The sequence below is a fragment of the Lactococcus sp. NH2-7C genome (genome assembly GCF_029953655.1).
GTDB classification, from domain to species: domain Bacteria; phylum Bacillota; class Bacilli; order Lactobacillales; family Streptococcaceae; genus Lactococcus; species Lactococcus lactis.
The window spans coordinates 2,392,569-2,411,201 of record NZ_CP124538.1 but is presented as its reverse complement, the minus strand read 5'-3'; the positions used below and the strand labels follow the sequence as shown (position 1 = coordinate 2,411,201).

The following is an 18,633-nucleotide window of genomic DNA, read 5'->3' as shown; positions in this document are numbered from 1 at the left end:
TTTTATCACTTAAATATACTTAAAGATTAAGTATGATATCACACAAATACTAATGATTGTAATGATATTTTTTAAATATGGTTTATTTTTAAATGATTTTAGAATCTTTCGTTCATAATCATTTAATTGACTCCCTTGATGAACTAGAAAATAAATATTACCTCTAAGATAACGATTAGCATCAAAAACATCAAAGACTCCTTGAAGTAAATAATCTTTAGTATCTTGAAGCAGTTTTTTTATTTCTAATCTAACCTCATTAGAATCAAGATAAATATCTATATTTTCCATAAACACTTGATAGCTTTTTCCTCTTTTAATTTTTCTTGGCTTTTGTTTAGTAAGGCTTTCAAATCTAACGAGTCCATTTCTTTCATAGTGAACTTCATTCTTCTGTTCTTCGTTCCATCTCTTTCCAGGACCTTGCATCTTTTTAAGATTATCCACAATTTGATTGGTTTCCCTTGCTTTTTCTTCACTGCTCCTTTCATTATTTGCTTTAGGTTTATTTTTATCTTTGATTAAAAATATATCGTCTAAATTTTCTGGGCTATCATTGTACGCCATTTTCTCATTTTTTCTATCCTTCATTCATTTTTTTTGAAACTCCTTTCCCATTCTTTTCATGTGTCTTCTTTTTTTCTTTCTTCTTACCCTTATTTTTGCCCGCTTTCTTTTTTCTCTTTTTCTCCTATCCTGTGATTCAAAGCTGATTTTTTTAAAATCTATATATTCATAAATCATTTTATCTGCTAAGTCATTGTTTAATTCACTATTGAACTCCCTATCTTCTTGCCAATCTACATAATCATAGAGAAAGAGCGTTAAATATTGTAGCCAATCACAGACCGCATTTTCTTTTCCTCTACGAGATATTGTCCTAAAAATATCTCCAAGCGGAAAATAAAGTGACGGAATAATTGATTTATCAAAAGGTCCGAAAAAGTTCCCCTCTCGTTTTCTAGCACTGGAATCATAAACAAATTTAGCATTTGTAAGAAAGATATTCATTTCTCCATCAAAAATTCCTTTTTTTATTATCCAATCCAAATATTGAGATATTTCTTTAACAAGCCACTTTGTGCTTGTTGGTTTAATCCATAGTTTTGGCTCAAACATCTTATTTTCCTCCGTTATGTTTCTTACTTGGTGTATGTTTTTTCATTGCTCGGTTAGAATTTTTGTTGGGATTCCCCTTCCACTTTGGATCATTTTTCTTTTCTTCATTTAGTTCCCTTCCTTGCTTCTTTCTATTTGGTTTATTTATAGGACCTTCTCTATCACTAAATAACCAAATTCCTCCTGCAACTACTAAAGATACAAGAGCAACGACTCCAAGTCCAATCGCTACAGGTGGCACTTCTATACTTTCTCCCGCATCTTCGGCTGTAAATAGTCCAAAACCTAGTGCTGGTGCCCAAGCTGCACCCTTATTCCCGGTTTTTGGCAGTGAGTATGTGCTGGCTCCACTATAATAATTTTCTTCTGCTACAAGTTGAGCTTCTTTAGAATAATAAGCAGATTGTGGCACGTAATTTGGATAGTAAGCTCCACTAGAATTACTATATCCTCCTCCTGATGAATAACCATAACCACCAGAGTAAGAAGTGCCTCCACCGTAATAGCCATAAGTTGGTGCATAATAAACCACAGGCGCAATGTAATTCGGCACATATTCATAACCATTGGCATAATAAGTCGTCGCATAAGGATTGCCCGTGTTATAGTAAACAATCGGTGGCACATATTTGTAGTACACATCAAGTATTTCATCATGTTTTGGATAAGTCCCTGACTGCGTGGTGCTTCCTTCGATGTAGTAATTACCAAAGTTATAAGGGACATTGACCGAATAAGGTTTGTTATAAAGCCCCGTGATTGATTGTTGTCCTAGATAGGTACCGTCCGTACCATAGTAATCATAAGTGACGGTACTTTGGATATGATAATAATCATCGACTATTATTGTGTTTCTTAATATATAAAATGCAAACAACTAACGGACAGTTAATTATGAATCATTACTTTCCTTGTCTAATTTTTCTTTCAGCAATTTCAATTCCAATGAATTAAATTCCATAGCTAATATTTTTTTTATTGAGGTTTCTATTACACCATTATTTGTGGAGAAGAGTGGAGTCTTAAGCCCTTTTAATTTTATAGTTTCAGAATTTACGCTTAAAATTTCATACAAATCTAAAAAATCACTATCCGAAAATTGTAATACCGTCAATTTTCCTCCCCATTCTTTCATATCTTGAAGCATAGAAAGATGGAATGAATCATAATTATCCCCCAAAAGATTGCTAAAACTACTAATATAATCTAAGTAATCTGAACTTGGTATTCTTTTAATAATTGAAGTTGTTTTTATAAATGTGATACTTTCATAACGTCCCTGTGAATCAACTAATTCAAAAATAGAAAACATTGAATTTTCTTTTAAGAATTTTCCAACATAAAAAGATTTATCGTTACTGTTACTTTGCGTATATATTTCTTCAAGATTATTATTCATTTTATTTTCTCCTCTTATTAGATCGAGATTTAAAATCCTTCTTCGAGCGATTTTTCGTGCTATCACGCCCTGGTCTTGGATTTTCATGTTTATTTTTTGTTGATGGTCGAGCATTCTTAGTATGCTCACTAAATAACCAAATTCCTCCTGCAACTACTAAAGATACAAGAGCAACCCCTCCCAGTACAATTGCTACCGGTGGTACTTCTATGGTTTCTGCCGAATCTCCAGCAGCTACTAGTCCAAAACCTAGTGCCGGCGCCCAAGCCGCACTCTCATTCGCAGTTTTTGGTAGTGAGTATGTACTAGCTCCATCATATTCCCTATCTTCTGCTACAAGCTGACCTTCTTTAGTATAATAGGCAGATTGTGGAACATAAGTCGGATAGTAAGCACCACTAGAATTACTATATCCTCCTCCTGATGAATAACCATTCCCACCAGAATAAGAATTGCCTCCGTAATAGCTATATCCACCAATATAATCATCATAAGTTGACGCATAATAAATCACAGGTGGAATATAATTTGGCACATATTCATAACCATTGGCATAATAAGTCGTCGCATAAGGATTGCTTGTATTATAATAAACGATTGGTGGAACATATTTGTAGTAAACGTTTAGCGTTTCATCAGTTTTCGGATAAAGTCCAGACCGCGTCGTATTGCCCTCAATATAGTAATTGCCAAATTGATAAGGCACATTGACCGAATAAGGTTTGTTATAAAGTCCCGTGGTGGATTCTTGACCGAGATAAACCCCGTCCATACCATAGTAATCATAAGTGACGGTACTTTGGATGTGATAATAATCACCAACTATTATTGTGTTCCCATTTCTGTGTTGACTTTCTTGTCCATAAGCATAATGTGGGAATTTACTGGCTGGAACATTCCAAGAAACATTTGGAAACCAGATAAATTGATGTTGGGGAACGATAAGCTGATTGTTTTCATCCGCATCATAATAGTTAAGATAGACAATATCCCTGACTTGTGTCGTTAAATGTGCTTGAAGCGCTGAACCAAAGAGGTCATAGCGAACCCCTTGCGAATATTGATAAGAATTTCCACTACGAGCAGGTGCTGGGCTGTAAAAATCATAGTCAAAATTTGACAGGAAACCGGCACCCAGATAACCGCCATAAGGCAGACTAGCTTGACCATTCAAATCCGTATCAGGGCTTGTCGTATCATAAATAACACCACTTGAATCGGTCGCAAGATTAGTGGTCTTTGGAATGACCGTTAAAAGGTTGGCAAGATTGGTCTTGACTCCTTGTGCCATATCAATATCCGTTGTGATAAATGAGGCGAGGACAGGGATTTGAAAATTCGTATGATGTACGACGATTTGATAATTGAGGTTGACATTATTTGCCCCGTAGTAGAGGGAGACAATCGAGTTTCCGTCGGAGTTAGCGATATTTTGCTCGCCTGTAAAAGCCAATCCAATCGGACAGTCAGACGTACTTTCTGCGGGGGCTTGCCAGCTTGATTCATCTGTTGAAATGACTTTGTAGATCAAATCTAGATTGGTTCCGGCTAGGGTCCTTCCAACATTAGTAATTCGGCCAGAATCTCCTGCATTCATAGTATAAGTGGTCGCAGGTATGGTCGGGCCATCCGTTTGTCCAAAGTTTTCAGTACTGATTTGACCTGTTACCTGACCTGTGATTGGAATAACCTCTGTATTTGCCGACCAATGAAGACCATCAGGCGTTAAAAAGTTATTTGGCACAAGATTATTAGCCTTGATTGTAATATTGATACCATCTAGCGTGGCTGGTCCTGTAATATCATTGGCGACTGAACCGGTTGCTTCAATAGTGCTTATTACAGGGTCTTGACCATTGGCTTGGCTGGCAATTGAACCATTTGTGAGAGCAGGACTTATGATTGTTCCGCTCGCCGACAGGCTTGAAGCAATTGTGACGTTTGCTTTTGATGGATCAAGGGGAACACTTGGGAGTTTTGAACTCAACGAAGCTGAAACCTCTGAAGAATTAGAGCTTGTTTCTACACTTGAAGTCTGAGCCGAACTGGTTGAAGATGATGAAACTGAACTGGCACTTGGGGCTGTGCTCGCCTGTGAAGGTTGCGAGGTCGCCGCTTTAGTTTGCATTTCTGCCTGTGAACTTCCTGTATCTTCTTCGGTTGTCGAATCAGACACGGCAAGAGAAGAATTTAAAGTTGTATTGGTGACAGCTTCAGTTTGACTTGGTGGGGTAACGGCCAAATATTCATCAGCCTTTACTGCTAAAGGCAGACTAGTCACTAACAAACTTAAAAGAATTCCAGTGCTAAGTAACCAAAATTTACTTGGTGACTTCATCTGAAATTGCTTGTTCTGATTTTCCAATGCAAAACCTCCTTTTAGTGAATATTTTTTGTTTTCTGATTATTTAACATTATACGCTTAATTAGAAACTTTAGTAAAAATAAAGTAATTATTTTAACTTAATTTAAAAACAAGACTTTTAGAATACAAAAAAGCCTACCAAAATGATAGGCTACTATTTCACTAAAGCACCAAAACCTCATATTCTTGCACCTTTACACGCGCTTTTACATTTTCTTATCATCTAAAACAAAAAAAGCCATTATAAAATGACTTTTTCTTTTAAATCAATCCTTTAGATTTTAAATATCTTTCTGCTACTTTTCCAGCATCTTCTTGTTTGACATTAACGTCATAATTCATCTCAATCATCTCTTGGTCAGTAATTTTTCCTGACAGTTTATTGAGAATCTTTTTGAGTTCAGGATATTTTTTTAATAAACTTTCTTTCATCAATGGTGCTGCTTGGTAAGGTGGGAAAAGATTTTTATCATCTTTCAGGACAGTGAGATTATATTGTTTAATTTGACTATCAGTAGAGTAAACCTCAGCGACATTCACAGCACCAGAATTTAGTGCTTTATAAATTAAACTATTTTGCATAGTTTTTACATTTAAATCAAGTCCATAAAGTTTTTTCAAACCAATATTTCCATCTGAACGATTAGCAAACTCAACGTCAAAGCCTGCAGTTAAGCCTGAAACATTCGCTAAATCAGAAATTTTGGTGAGGTGATGCTCTTTAGCAAAATCAGATTTGACGGCAATTGCATAGGTATCTTGAAATTTCATTGGAGACAGATATGTAAATTGGTTAAGTTTTTTTATTCCTTCTTCTGCCTTTTGCCAAACGACATTTGGATCAGTTGAACTCACTGGAGCTTTCAAAAATGTTGAAGTAATGGTTCCTGTGAATTCAGGATATAAATCAATTTTTCCTGCTTTCAAGGCATTATATAAGAAAGTCGTATCACCAAAATTAGATTTTAAGTTCACGCGAATGTTACTATCTTTTTCAATCATCAGTTTATACATGTTAATCAAAACATCAGGTTCCGCTCCCAACTTACCAGCAATTGTAATTTGTGGATGATTAGAAGTTTGAGGTCGATAATAAGAGCCTCCAAGAACGAGTAAGCCGATGAAAAAACTGATGAGAATTGTTTTTATCTTGGCTTTTTCTAAAAATTTTAAAAGACTACTGAAAATAATCGCTAAAAGTGCTGAAGAAATTGCTCCAATTAAAATCAATGAAACATCATTCATATTGATTCCGAGCAGAATAAAGTTTCCCAAGCCCCCAGCACCAATCAAAGCAGCTAGTGTTGCGGTACCAATGACCATAACTGTACTCGTCCGAATTCCTGCCATGATAAAAGGCATCGCTAATGAAAGCTCAAATTTCATCAATCTTTCTCTTCGATTCATCCCAAATGCTGTTGCAGCTTCGATTAAAGAAGGTTCAATTTGCTCTAAACCAGTATAAGTATTTTGAACAATGGGGAAAATCGCATAGACAACAAGGGCGACAATTGCTGGTAAACTTCCGATTCCGATGAATGGAATCAAGAGTCCTAGCAGCGCCAAACTAGGTATGGTTTGAAAAATTCCTGTGACTTGCAAAACTGGTTCAGCAATTTTCGGAAGACGTCGTAGCAATAAAGCTAAAGGAATCGAAATCAGAATCGCAATAAAAATAGAAATTAGTGAAATCTGGATATGTTCTAAAAGCGCCTGCCAAAATTGTCCTTGCTGACTTTGAAAAGTTGAAATTAACTGATTCATTTGTCACCTCCTGCGATATAGCATATAATATCATCTGAGGAAATCGACTTGCCCTTGTATTTTAAAACTTCCTTATCAGAAAGACGATTAATTATTTCCGAAATAGCTGTATTGTCAGCAACTTCTTGCGCTTCTGGATTTACTGACAGCTCTGTCAGTAATAAATTTTCAACAGAAACCGTTGATAAATTCTGACGGTATTCTTTAAAAAATGTTTTAACAAAATCATTTGCCGGATGTTGATAGATATCTGCGGGTTCAGCTATTTGTTGGATTAATCCATCATTCATTACAGCGACTCTGTCAGCTAAATAGAGTGCTTCATCTAAGTCATGTGTTACAAAGACCACTGTTAAATTCATTTTTTTCTGTAAGTCTTTGATAAATATTTGTAACTGACGTCGTGAAATTGGGTCAAGTGCTGAAAAAGGTTCATCCATTAAGACAATTTTGGGATTTGCGGCAATGGCTCGTAAAATTCCTACCCTCTGTTGCTCACCACCTGATAATTCACTAGGTTGACGTTGAGCGTAATCTTTAGGGTTCAAACCAACTAAATCGAGTAATTCATTGGTTCTGTCAGCAATTTTTGCTTTATCCCATCCCTTCATTTCAGGAATTAAAGCAATATTTTCTGAAACAGTCAAATTAGGAAAGAGTGCAATTTGTTGCAGCACATAGCCCACAGATAAACGCAATTTTCGTAAATTTGCTGTTGATATTTCTTCATTATTGATTAATATTTTTCCTTCACTGTGAGTGACTAATTGATTAATCATTTTCAACGTGGTCGTTTTCCCACTTCCACTCGGCCCTACCAATACAAAAAACTCTTGGTCTTTAATTGTAAAATTAGCATGATCAAGAATTTTTTTGTTAGCAAAAGCCTTGGACACATTCTGGAATTCAATCATGAATGTCCTCATTTCTATCAGTAAAATTTACTGACAGCTTAAAAATAAAGTCTGTCAGTAAAAATTTTATTCTGCCGTAACTTATTTTTTCTACTATTATAATGTCGGCAGTGATTTATTTTCTGTCAGTAAAAATATTCTAAATCACTAGCCACTGTTGGATAAGTGAAAATCATTTTTTCAACATCCGCCAAAGTCATTTTTTGTTGAATTAAAATATTAATTAAATTGATCACTTCATCAGCCACTGAACTTACCGTTGATGCCCCCACGATTTCTCGCTTTTCATTGAGCGCGACTTTTAATTTTGCCAAGGGGTCATTAATTCTTTTATAAGTATACCAAGAACTTAAATCTAAAGTCTTGGTATGAATCCCCTCACCTGCCAAAAGGCCAACCTCAGCCAATTTTTCCATACCAAAAATGATTGTAGGAATCGATGGATAAGCAATTTTTTGCGGTTCATCCTTAACTAAATTTTCACCTAAATAAGATCCTTCAAAAGAAGAAACAGGCGTCAAATGAGGTTGATTTTTAGAAAGTACATCTCCCATCGCATAAATTTTAGAATTGTTTGTTTGTAAATATTCGTTTACCTTGATGCCTTTATCATCCGTTTCGACACCTACTTTTTCTAAATTTAGCTTATCACTATTTGGCTGACGGCCTACACCTGCAATCACTAAATCTGTTTTATGTTCAAAATCATTCCCATCAGTTAGTAAAAACCCTTCAGCAACTTTTTCGACTTTATTTACAGAAACATCCTCGATAAATTTAATACCTTGAGCTTTAAGGTAATTAATAAATTCTTGCCCCATTTCCTCATCAAAATGCGCAACTTTCGCTTTTTTACGTGAAATAATAGTAACATCGCTCCCAGCCGCTTTAGCAATTTGAGCCAATTCTAAAGAAATTGGTCCACTCCCTAAAAAGCTGATTTGAGCGGGAAATTCTTCAAGCGCTAAAAAATCATTACTTGTTTTTAAAAATTCTTTTCCATCAATATCTAAAAGACGTGGACGGCTTCCTGTTGCAATAATGTAAGTTTTAGATTGATAAGTTTGCCCTTCAACTTCAAGCTCTCCTTGATCATTAAAAGCGGCACTTCCATATATTGTCTCTATTCCAGCATTTTTCAACCCCTCAAACGTTGATTTTTCATAAGGGTCAGTAATATTTAGTTTACGACTTTTCAGCCCTTTCCAATCAATATTTAATTCACCAGAAATCCCCTGACCTTTTAACTGTTCGACACGACTTTTTGCTTCCACAACCGCCATCATCATTTTTGTTGGGTCACAACCATAGTTTGGACATGTTCCCCCCCATTTATCATTCTCAATAATTCCAATTTTGTTATCTTTAGTTTTTAAGCGATAAGCTAATCCTAATCCGCCAGGTCCGGCACCAATAATAATATAATCAAACATTCTTTAGCCTCCTTATTAATAAATCTTTAAAATATACTCATGATACAACACTTTAGTTTAATTCTACTTTTTTTCTCTAAAATAATAAACTATTTTGCTTTATATAAAAAAAATTCAGTAGCCGAACTACTGAATTATCCTTCATGAAATCGTTCTTCAATATCCAAATTATAAGAAGCTTCTGTTGCGACTTTAATTTGAAGCTCTCTCTTTTTTCTTGGTAAAAATTTTCTAATCTCATCATCATTGTAACCAACTTGTAGTCGCTTATGATCGACAATTAAAGGTCGACGTAAGAGCGTTGGGTTTTCTTCAATTATTTGAATCAAATCGTTTAATTTAATCGTTTCAAAATCAATATTTAATCGCTGATAAGCTTGACTTCTTCTAGAAATAATATCTCCAGTTCCTTCCTCAGTCAATGCTAAAATTTCTAATATATCTTCCTTACCAATTCGACTCGTAACCAAATTTATTTCCTGGTAAGCAATATTTTGTTTCTCCAACCATTCTTTTGCTTTTTTACAAGAGCTACAAGATGCTACTGTGTATATTTTTATCATAGTGTTCACCTCATCTTTTTCTTATGACTTTCTCATTCATCTCTTAATTACATTCTACCATAAAAAGATAATTTGTAAAGGGTATCATGAGATAAAGATTAGGAATTAATTTATTTTTAACCTAAATAAAAAAAACTGCAAAAATACAGTTTTTTTCATTTTATTTATAAATTCGTTTGATTCTATCAGAAAGCAAACAAAGCACTTCATAATTTATCGTTCCACGCCAATCAGCAACATCTGTTGTCGTAATTTCATTAGTCTTATCTCGACCAATCAAGGTAACTTTTGTTCCTAGAGGATAAGATTTATCAAGTTTTATCATCATTTGATCCATACAAACTCGACCAACAATCTCACAAAATTCTCCATCTACAAGTACTTTAAAGCCTTGCATTTGGCGGGTCCATCCATCAGCGTAACCAATTGGAACAGTTCCAATCCACGTTTCTTCACTTGTTTCATAAGTTGCACCGTAACCAACTGTTTCACCTGCGGCTATTTTTTTAATATGAGTCAATTCAGAAACTAAAGAGAGAGCAGGTTCAATTTCAAAAGGAAGCTCCAAAGTTTTACCACTTGGATTCAAGCCGTACATTGAAATACCTAAGCGTTCAATAGCTTGAACCTGTTCTTTATGCCATAAAGCAGCGGCCGTATTGGTTGAGTGAACAAATTTTGGCTTACGTGATAAGCCGGCCATAATTTTGTTAAATCTTGCCTGTTGATCTTTAAATTTTGTATCATCAGCCATATCGGCGGTCGCAAAATGAGTGAAAATCCCTTCAAAATTAATCGCATATTTATCGGCAAGTTCAATCATCTGATTCGCTTCTTCAACATCACGAACCCCAATCCGACCCATACCAGAATCTACACCAATATGAATTTTTAAATCTGAATGTTCTGCTTCTTCTTGAACAACCAATTTTAACCATTCTAAACTTGGGGCAGTCAGACTAATATTAAGGGCAGCTGCAATATCCACATCTTCTGGAACAATTCCTGATAGAACTAAAATCGGTTTAGTTACCAAATGATTCCGTAATTCAATTGCTTCATCAAGGTTTGATACACAAAAACCGCCTACCAAATCGCTCACCGCTTTAGAAATCTCAACCGAGCCATGCCCATAGGCATCTGCTTTCACTGCTGGCCAAATTTCCGCATTAGGGTGAATATGCTTTTTAAATTTTTCAATATTATTTCTAATCGCCTTTAAGTCAACAATAGCTGACGTATTGCGATGTGGAGAAGTTTTCATCTTTTAAACCTTCCTCTAGTTTAAGCAAAATTTTTTATTACTTCTTAATTTTTTTCCAAAACAACAAAAGCAACTGCTTCTAAATTACTATGCGAGATAGATAAATGAACTTGGCCGTCAAATGGATGTTTAGTAAAATAGGGTTTTCCTAATTCATCATTTTTGATTTCAAGGTCATGCATGCCCAAAGCCTTACCAAATCCCGTACCGTAAGCTTTAGAAAAAGCTTCTTTTGCTGCCCAACGTCCCGCAAGAAATTCAGTTTTACGAGCGGTAGATTGAAAACTATTATATTTTTCTAACTCCACTGCCGTAAGAACCTGTTCCACAAAACGTTCAGAACGTGTCAGTGCTTTTTGAATTCGAGAAAGCTCTACATTATCAACACCTGTTCCAAAAACCATTTTTCCACCTCTATTTATGGAATAAAAGGTTAAAATCTGGCAAATTATGCCAGATCTTTAAACCCTTAAAAGTTTAGTAACTAAACTCTTTAATTTTATAAATTACTTTGTAAGTTCATAAATTGCTTCAGCATAAATTACTGCAGCTTTATAAATATTTTCAACAGGTTTCATTTCATTAGCTTGGTGCATTGAATCAGGTTCCCCTTCAAACATCGCACCATAAGCAACACCACGTTCTAAAAGACGACCAAAAGTTCCACCGCCGATGATTGTTTCATAACCCTTAAGGCCCGTATGTTTTTCATAAACATCAATCAATGTTGATACAAGTGGGTCTGACATTGGAACATAATGTGGAACATGAAGGTGTTTTGAAAGTTCAACTTCAACAACACCATCAAGTTTAGCAAGAATTTCTTGCATACGTTCTGGACTATTTCCTTGTGGGAAACGGAAGTTAAGCGCAATTTTACCTTCAGAATTCTCATCAAATGACCAAACACCAGCGTTCATTGAAGTATTCCCCATTAATTCATCAACATAAGCTGTTCCCAATTTTTCACCTTCATGGTCTTCAAGAAGTTTTTCAGCTCCAACTTTAATGAAAGCAGCAGCACCATCAGCAAAATTAAATTGGTTCAAGAATAAAGTAAGGTAAGTTGCTCCATTTACACCTTTTTCTGGCATCGCACCATGTGCTGATTTACCATAAAGCGTGATTGTCGCTTTTCCATCAGTTTCTTCAAGGTCAAAACGAAGATTTTTGCTTGCATTTTCAGCTACGAATTTTTCAAGTGCAGCTTGTAAATCTTTAGCACCTGAAATTACTGCAGTTGCAGATTCTGGAACCATATTTTCGGCAAGACCAGCTTTAAAACTGTGAAGAACAACTTCTCCAGCATTTTTACCTGCAAAATGGAGATATTCTGTAATATTTCCTTTTTCACCATTGATAATTGGGAATTCAGCGTCAGGTGAGAAACCAAAGTCAGGCAATGGCAATTCACAATGTTCAAAATAGTAATCCATATCTGCCCAACCAGTTTCTTCGTTTGTTCCAACGATAAAACGGATTTTTTTGCTTAATGGAAGATTGAGTTCTTTCAAGATTTTAAGGGCATAGTAACATGCAACAGTTGGGCCTTTATCATCAGAGGCTCCACGAGCATAAAGATTTCCATTACGAATTTCTGGTTCAAATGGATTTGAATCCCAACCAGAACCTGCGGGAACAACGTCTAAGTGACCGATGATTCCAAGAACTTCTGCATCATCACTTGCACCATTTTCGTATTCAAAATGTCCAACATAATTATCATAATTTTTAGTTGTATAACCATCACGTTCAGCAATCTTCAAGAATGCATCCAATGCTTTTCTTGGACCAGGACCAAATGGATTTTCAGCATCTGCATGTTCCATATCCATTGCAGAATCAATGCGCAAAAGGCTAAATAAATCTTCCATCAAAGCGTCTTTACGCTTTTCAACTTCGGCTTTAAAATCAATAGTTGTCATAATCTTCTCCTTGAAGTAGTATATTTATCTATTATAGCACATCTTGTCAATAGGGTTCAATACGTATCAATAAACTTGAAATTTATCACTTTTTAAATTAGCTAATGTCAATAAGCGTCAATACGTTTCATCTTAAACGTAGTTAAAAACGTAATCAAATATTTTTGTTAGGCAAGGTGCTGTATATCTAATATATACAGTATTTTTATTATATTAAAAAACTACTCATAATATGAGTAGTTCTAATTTATTCAAAAGATAAGCAAGGACAAAATCTAGTTAATTAACTTGAAACTTCATAAGCTCCTCCAGCAACAATTACTACAACGCAATCAAAAAATTAGTGTTTTTTCGAAACTAATGAAAATACGTACTGCATACCAAGGTTGTCTCTTTATAAAAATCGTTAACATTTGTTATTGACAAAATAGTCAGAAATTTATATAATAATCTCACAAAACAATGGAAGTTCTTTATGAAAAAATTCAAAACTAAGTTTATTACACTTGCACTTGCTTCAGCATTTATTGCAGTAGGTTACTCAACTGCAGCTTCTGCTGATTCAGTTAAATCTACAACCCCAAATTCAACTCCAACAATTTCACTTCGTTCAAATGTGGAATTTCAAGGGGGAGGTTCAAAGCAATTCACTTATATTAAACATTACGCTAATGGATATTTGGCATATGATAACTGGTTCAAAAGATATGTATATGTAGTTACAAGAAATCCTGCTGGTGCAGCTTTTTATGTTGTATCTAAAAACTTTGTTTATTCGGTATAAAATATATGACAAAAAAAATTAACCAATATTTTACTTTTGATGATAGTAAAAAAGAATTCTCACTTCCCACGATTTCAAAAAAAACAAAATATAATTATAACAGTTTAAAAGACTTTACCCTTTATGCTTCTGGTTCTCCTAGTGATACTGTTGAGATTAAAGAACGACTTAAGTCAAAGAAAAATTATTTGAATTATTTATCTTTTCTTTCTTTATGGATTGAAATAAATTTTGAAGAAGATAAATCACAAAAAATTGTATTCTATAACACTCCTTATACAGCAAGTGAAAAAGAACGCAAAAATTTTGTTGAATTAGCGATTGATATTATTGATAAATTAAACGAAATTAAAAGTAATAGTAACTAAACTAATAATGGATAGGTCTCTTTATATCAAGCTATATTTATTTGTGGCTAAAGGTACTGATTACTTTTTATATAAAATAAAACACGATCCTTTCTGGACGTGTTTTATTTTTAAAGATAAATCGATTTAAAGTCAAAAATTTATAAGATATCTGAAAAATTGGAGTTTTACGAAACAAGCGAAAATATCTTCCTACTTCTACTACTTCACTATCAAGATTATTTTCAATACAATTAGGAAAGTTTTTTTACTTAAATTAGTACTTAGTCCCTCACCCCTTATATATGCCAGTTTGTCCATCTTTAAATTGTAGTCAAATCATTTCTTCATCTCGGCTTTTAAATGGACTCTATTTCTGAATTCATACAATGTGATCAAGTCACTTGCAAAATCATCGTCAATTAGATCTAGTTTTACTAATTTTTTACTTTATTTTCATATGGTGAACCCTTTTCTTTGCGCTTCTCCATCAACTGAGTAGAGATAGAGCGTTCCTTTAAGTTCGATTGTTGTAAAAATTGGATGTTCCATTATGTTTTTCCTGCTTTCTAAAAATAAAAAGCAAGCCTCCCCACCCATGGGTGAAAAACTTGCCCATTGGGTGGTCGTAAATGTATCATTTTTTATGTTACTCATCTTTCAGATTTAGAACGGTAAGTCATCTGGGTTGATCTCCATTGGAGTTCCACCAAATAACTCTTCAGCGGTTGTTTGATTTGATTCTTGAGTAGAGGCCGGACCATTTGAAGTTCCATTTCCTACTTGAGACCCTTTTGATTCTAAAAACTCAAAATTATTGACGAGAACTTCCATACTAAACCATTTGACTCCTGAAGAGTCTTTATAGGATTAGTTCGTAATTCACCATCAATTCCAATTCTATTTACTTTTGAAGCATATTTCACAAGTGTTTCTGCTTTTTATCCCCAAAGAATACATGGAATAAAGTCAGCTTCACAATTGCCATTTGCATTTTTAGACTTACGGTTTACCACAATCGAAAAATGAACATAGCTTTTATTAGAAGGATTCTTTTTAAGTTCAAGGTCTTTTGACAAATGTCCGATTTGGTGTGTGTTATTCATAATATTGCCCTCCTAGGTTAAAATTACGATAGTAAAAATCTACTACCCACAGGTAGTAAAACTTCGCTACCTGCGATTGGATGTTGTTGATTCTGACTTAATTCAGCCATAATTCAGCCATAATGAGTAAATGAGTCACACGTCTAGTGTGAAATTAGAGCCTCATTCCTAAAGAATTAGTGACACAATATTTGAAGTCACGCGCATTAAGTCTTTGACAATAATTTTGCGCAGCCCCTGGTGTTTCAAATTCAATAACGATGAGTGTAGTTGGGAAATTACCAACAACTGTTCTTAAAGGGTTATGAAGTTGGACGCATACAAAGTTCAGATCACACTAGAATCTTTCACTTTTGTCGCCTCTTGTACTACTGGAAGCTTTCGCTTTGCACATTCGTTGAAGAAATCCTTCAACTCAACATTCTAGATTCAAGTTGTTAAGACGCAAGCGCCACTTGCAAGCCACTTCTAAGGATGGCACATCGCTCCCACACTGGGCATGACGCTATATTAATTGATTTAAGCATTTCTACATTAGACACTCTTAAGCCAAACTTTGAATCGTAAGTAGTTTCAGACATCAACTAATGCCTTTGTCCTTCCTGACTTGAAAGCCCCCCTACTTATCTAAAAATTAATACCTTAATTTCGGTTACTGGTTGCTGGAGTTAAAAAATGGCGTAACTTCATATTCTATAGTTTCATAGGAAACCTGTATTACACGATACTCTCTTAAGAACACTCGTTCTCAATTGCTTTAACTAAAAAGTATAAATTGGAATTTATTTAATTAGAAATCGATATTGATAGAAAAACTCTATAAAAATAGTTTTATCAAATATTAGTAATAATAAATGAAAAATATTATTATAGAGAAAATAATATGAATTAATAAAAAATAACCAACAATATAAATTGTAGATGGGGCTGACCGAAGGTCAAATAAGTTTAATTTTGTATATGCTTAGATTATCTCACACAAAAAAAGGGACCTCATTTAATCCCTTTTTACTATTTTTTCATATTTATAAGTTAAACTTCCTATTATTGATAGGATCTTCTGGTAAATCTGTGCATTTTTAAATAAGTCTGATAAAAAATATCGTAAAGATTTATTTTATTAATATCAAAATTGTGACTAACGTTTTCAACTAAATTTTTTAGAAAACAATTTATCAGTCAACTTTTCTAAATATAACTGTTCATTCAAAAAACTTTTCTTTTAATTATAGAAGGTTGTCACTCTTCATATTTTAAGTCGAGAGGACATACAACTACTGTAATTTATATGATTACACCTTATAGAAACAATATATAAATCATTACTTCGCAAACCATATATTATTTCATAATAATAAATCATGGTCTTTTTTATAGAATTAATAAGACAACATACAGTATGAATACTCTGTATGCTCAGTTTATATTTTTTTCAGTGACACTTAACTGTTGGAGCAAGGTAACACTGTCAAATTCTTTCTCTTTAGTTTTCCTATTTCTTCTTGGTAAATCTCAACTAAATTTCTAGATTCTTCATCTCATTCAGGTGAATTTAGAAAAGTAATAATGTCTTCCCCCCACCAGCAATCGATTTCTTCTAATAAATACTTAATAGAATTGGTTTATTACATTTTTATCTCTCACTTTTTATTTTTCTATAATCGCTTTGATTATATATCAAACCAGGGATGAGCGAGGCGACAATAACAACCAGTTCAATTAATTCAGTAAGAACCCTTGGAATTTTTATACTGATGGTTAAAGTAAGAGAACTGAGAGAACTAAGAGGGACCAATGAGCACCATGACCCAAATACACTATTTAACTTAAAATTCCCTTTCAATTCTAAGGAAAACATATAAATTTCTATAATTAATGAGACTTACGTAAACAATAATTTAATCTGAAACCTCATAATGAAGTCTGGACAATTGATTTAACAAATACTCTAACTTTGAATACTTATTAGTAGATCATCTAAAAGATGCAACTTCTTTCTCAACTGCCTTTAAAGCTACACCAAAAACCTGATCCATATCATAGTATTGGTAATTACCTAAGCGCCCACCAAAAATAACATTTGGATATTTTTTAGTCTCTTCTTTATATTTTCTAAAAAGCTTAGAATTTTTTTCATCATTAACTGGATAATAGGCCTCTTTTGTGCGATCCCAATTTTGAGGGAACTCTTTCGTTAAAATCGTATATCCCTCGTCAGCTTTTTTATCGAAATGTCTCCACTCCATCACACGAGTATAGGGCGTTTCTGCATCAGTATAATTGATGACCGCATTTCCTTGAATATTGTCAGATTTTACAGTTTCTGTTTCAAAGCGGACAGAGCGATATTCCAGTTCTCCAAAAGAATAATCAAAAAACTGATCAATCATTCCCGTATAAACAATTTTTGGAAACTCTTCTAAAAATACTTCTTTATCACTGAAAAAATCTACACCTGTTTGAACATCAATAAGGTCAGAATCAAGCATTTTATCAAAGATTGCAGTATATCCATCAACTGGAACCCCTTGATAACGATGATTGAAGTAATTATTATCAAACGTATAGCGGACCGGAAGACGGCGGATGATGAATGAAGGGAGCTCAGTAGCTTTACGTCCCCACTGCTTCTCTGTATAACCTTTAATAAGTTTATGATAGATATCAGTCCCAATCAAACTAATTGCTTGTTCTTCTAGGTTTTTAGGGATTCCTGAAACTCCTGCTTTTGCCTTCTGTTCCTCAATCTTAGCAGCCGCTTCTTCTGGAGTCTTTACCCCCCACATTTGATAAAAAGTGTTCATGTTAAAAGGAAGGTTATAAAGTTCCCCTTTATAATTCGCAACAACTTGATTAATATAATTATTAAACTCTGTAAATTGATTGACGTAATCCCAAACCATTTTATTATCAGTGTGGAAAATGTGTGCACCATAATCATGAACATTGATTCCATGTTCTTTATGAGTGTACATATTCCCACCAATATGAGAGCGACGTTCAATAATTAATGATTTTTTACCATGCTTTGCAGCTTCATGCGCAAATATCGAACCATAAGGGCCTGCTCCAACAATAAGATAATCATAATTTTTTTTATTAAATTTCATTTTTCAGTTCCTCATTTTTATATCTTATAACCCCTGGTATTCTCTATTCATATTTTGATCGATTTTTAAAAATAATGAATAACTACTATATTGAAAGAAATTACAAATAAAAGAATATAGAAAAATTTATCCTTTTATTTACTTTATTTGTTTCAAAAACCACAACACGGAAATACGTAGTATTTCTTTTTTATCCTTGATAGATAGTTTCTTAAAGAACATTTCTAAACTTCTTTCGGGAATTTCATTATTTTCACCAATTAAATATTGAGGTGAAACATCAAAATAATTGGCTAATTCTACAAGTCTAGTAGCTGATGGCTCCCTTCCTAATTTATAATTATGAAGTGCATTTCTTGGGTAACCGAGTTCACGCTCTATTTGATTTATCGATGTATTTCTTAATCTGACTTGTTCTAGCAATCTATTGTAAAATAAATTATTTTTTCTCATGTTTTCACTTTCTTATAAAAACTTCATAATGATATTTTTATGAATTGCACATTCTTACCAAAATAGATATGTTTTTTTATTTTATTG

Annotated in this window: 17 protein-coding genes and 1 pseudogene; 2 read left to right on the top strand and 16 right to left on the bottom strand. The window is 33.9% G+C overall.

The genetic code is table 11. The annotated features are described in order from the left end of the window. Nucleotides 1–9: 9 nt before the first annotated feature. The 12 genes and pseudogenes from QJV49_RS12015 to pepV form a co-directional block, all read right to left on the bottom strand. Nucleotides 10–591, bottom strand: a complete 582-nt coding sequence (locus tag QJV49_RS12015; protein ID WP_225512256.1) for a DNA repair protein — start codon at nucleotides 589–591, stop codon at nucleotides 10–12. Beyond that, nucleotides 592–1,119, bottom strand: a complete 528-nt coding sequence (locus tag QJV49_RS12010; RefSeq protein WP_225512257.1) for a hypothetical protein — start codon at nucleotides 1,117–1,119, stop codon at nucleotides 592–594. A 1-nt stretch (nucleotide 1,120) separates the two neighbouring features. Then, nucleotides 1,121–1,972: pseudogene (locus tag QJV49_RS12005) on the bottom strand (cell wall anchor protein); the annotation flags it as partial. A 39-nt stretch (nucleotides 1,973–2,011) separates the two neighbouring features. Continuing rightward, nucleotides 2,012–2,518: a hypothetical protein gene (locus QJV49_RS12000; RefSeq protein ID WP_225512258.1), complete on the bottom strand. Its 507-nt coding sequence runs from the start codon at nucleotides 2,516–2,518 to the stop codon at nucleotides 2,012–2,014. Between the two features lies 1 nt (nucleotide 2,519). Further along, a complete protein-coding gene (locus QJV49_RS11995; RefSeq protein WP_281449138.1) occupies nucleotides 2,520–4,883 on the bottom strand; it encodes a cell wall anchor protein in 2,364 nt (787 codons plus the stop codon). 261 nt (nucleotides 4,884–5,144) lie between these two features. Continuing rightward, on the bottom strand, nucleotides 5,145–6,647 hold the full coding sequence (locus QJV49_RS11990) for an ABC transporter permease/substrate-binding protein (protein ID WP_225513097.1): 1,503 nt from the start codon (nucleotides 6,645–6,647) through the stop codon (nucleotides 5,145–5,147). Continuing rightward, nucleotides 6,644–7,561, bottom strand: coding sequence for an ABC transporter ATP-binding protein (locus tag QJV49_RS11985; protein ID WP_010905586.1), 918 nt, complete (start codon nucleotides 7,559–7,561; stop codon nucleotides 6,644–6,646). The genes QJV49_RS11990 and QJV49_RS11985 overlap by 4 nt, the downstream gene beginning before the upstream one ends. 125 nt (nucleotides 7,562–7,686) lie before the next feature. Continuing rightward, entirely contained in the window at nucleotides 7,687–8,994 is a 1,308-nt protein-coding gene (locus QJV49_RS11980; protein ID WP_225513095.1) for an NAD(P)/FAD-dependent oxidoreductase, read from the bottom strand. Nucleotides 8,995–9,128: 134 nt separating this feature from the next. Next, nucleotides 9,129–9,557 (bottom strand): Spx/MgsR family RNA polymerase-binding regulatory protein, encoded by a 429-nt coding sequence (locus QJV49_RS11975; protein ID WP_225513094.1) that lies wholly within the window; start codon nucleotides 9,555–9,557, stop codon nucleotides 9,129–9,131. Between the two features lie 160 nt (nucleotides 9,558–9,717). Continuing rightward, nucleotides 9,718–10,821, bottom strand: a complete 1,104-nt coding sequence (alr, locus tag QJV49_RS11970) for an alanine racemase (protein ID WP_225513092.1) — start codon at nucleotides 10,819–10,821, stop codon at nucleotides 9,718–9,720. A 44-nt stretch (nucleotides 10,822–10,865) separates the two neighbouring features. Then, nucleotides 10,866–11,225 carry a holo-ACP synthase gene (gene acpS, locus QJV49_RS11965; protein ID WP_021468491.1) on the bottom strand — a complete coding sequence of 120 codons (360 nt, stop codon included), beginning with the start codon at nucleotides 11,223–11,225 and terminating at the stop codon, nucleotides 10,866–10,868. A gap of 102 nt (nucleotides 11,226–11,327) precedes the next feature. Continuing rightward, the gene (gene pepV / locus QJV49_RS11960) at nucleotides 11,328–12,746 is read right to left on the bottom strand and encodes a dipeptidase PepV (RefSeq protein ID WP_225513091.1); all 1,419 of its coding nucleotides are present in this window, start codon (nucleotides 12,744–12,746) and stop codon (nucleotides 11,328–11,330) included. A 475-nt stretch (nucleotides 12,747–13,221) separates the two neighbouring features. On the opposite strand from pepV, the gene QJV49_RS11955 reads away from it, so the two are divergent. Together QJV49_RS11955 and QJV49_RS11950 are read left to right on the top strand one after the other, a co-directional pair. Next, nucleotides 13,222–13,530, top strand: a complete 309-nt coding sequence (locus QJV49_RS11955) for a hypothetical protein (RefSeq protein ID WP_225513090.1) — start codon at nucleotides 13,222–13,224, stop codon at nucleotides 13,528–13,530. 5 nt (nucleotides 13,531–13,535) lie between these two features. Continuing rightward, nucleotides 13,536–13,898: a hypothetical protein gene (locus tag QJV49_RS11950; RefSeq protein ID WP_033900923.1), complete on the top strand. Its 363-nt coding sequence runs from the start codon at nucleotides 13,536–13,538 to the stop codon at nucleotides 13,896–13,898. Nucleotides 13,899–14,543: 645 nt separating this feature from the next. Here the strand turns inward: QJV49_RS11950 and QJV49_RS11945 are convergent. The 4 genes from QJV49_RS11945 to QJV49_RS11930 all read right to left on the bottom strand — a co-directional run bounded on the left by QJV49_RS11945 (nucleotide 14,544) and on the right by QJV49_RS11930 (nucleotide 18,546). Next, nucleotides 14,544–14,711, bottom strand: a complete 168-nt coding sequence (locus tag QJV49_RS11945) for a hypothetical protein (RefSeq protein ID WP_161935051.1) — start codon at nucleotides 14,709–14,711, stop codon at nucleotides 14,544–14,546. Nucleotides 14,712–14,818: 107 nt separating this feature from the next. Then, a complete protein-coding gene (locus QJV49_RS11940) occupies nucleotides 14,819–14,983 on the bottom strand; it encodes a single-stranded DNA-binding protein (protein ID WP_225513088.1) in 165 nt (54 codons plus the stop codon). A 1,973-nt stretch (nucleotides 14,984–16,956) separates the two neighbouring features. Next, nucleotides 16,957–18,093 carry a UDP-galactopyranose mutase gene (glf, locus tag QJV49_RS11935; protein ID WP_241893107.1) on the bottom strand — a complete coding sequence of 379 codons (1,137 nt, stop codon included), beginning with the start codon at nucleotides 18,091–18,093 and terminating at the stop codon, nucleotides 16,957–16,959. 138 nt (nucleotides 18,094–18,231) lie between these two features. Continuing rightward, nucleotides 18,232–18,546, bottom strand: coding sequence for a helix-turn-helix transcriptional regulator (locus tag QJV49_RS11930; protein ID WP_033900666.1), 315 nt, complete (start codon nucleotides 18,544–18,546; stop codon nucleotides 18,232–18,234). Nucleotides 18,547–18,633 lie beyond the last annotated feature (87 nt).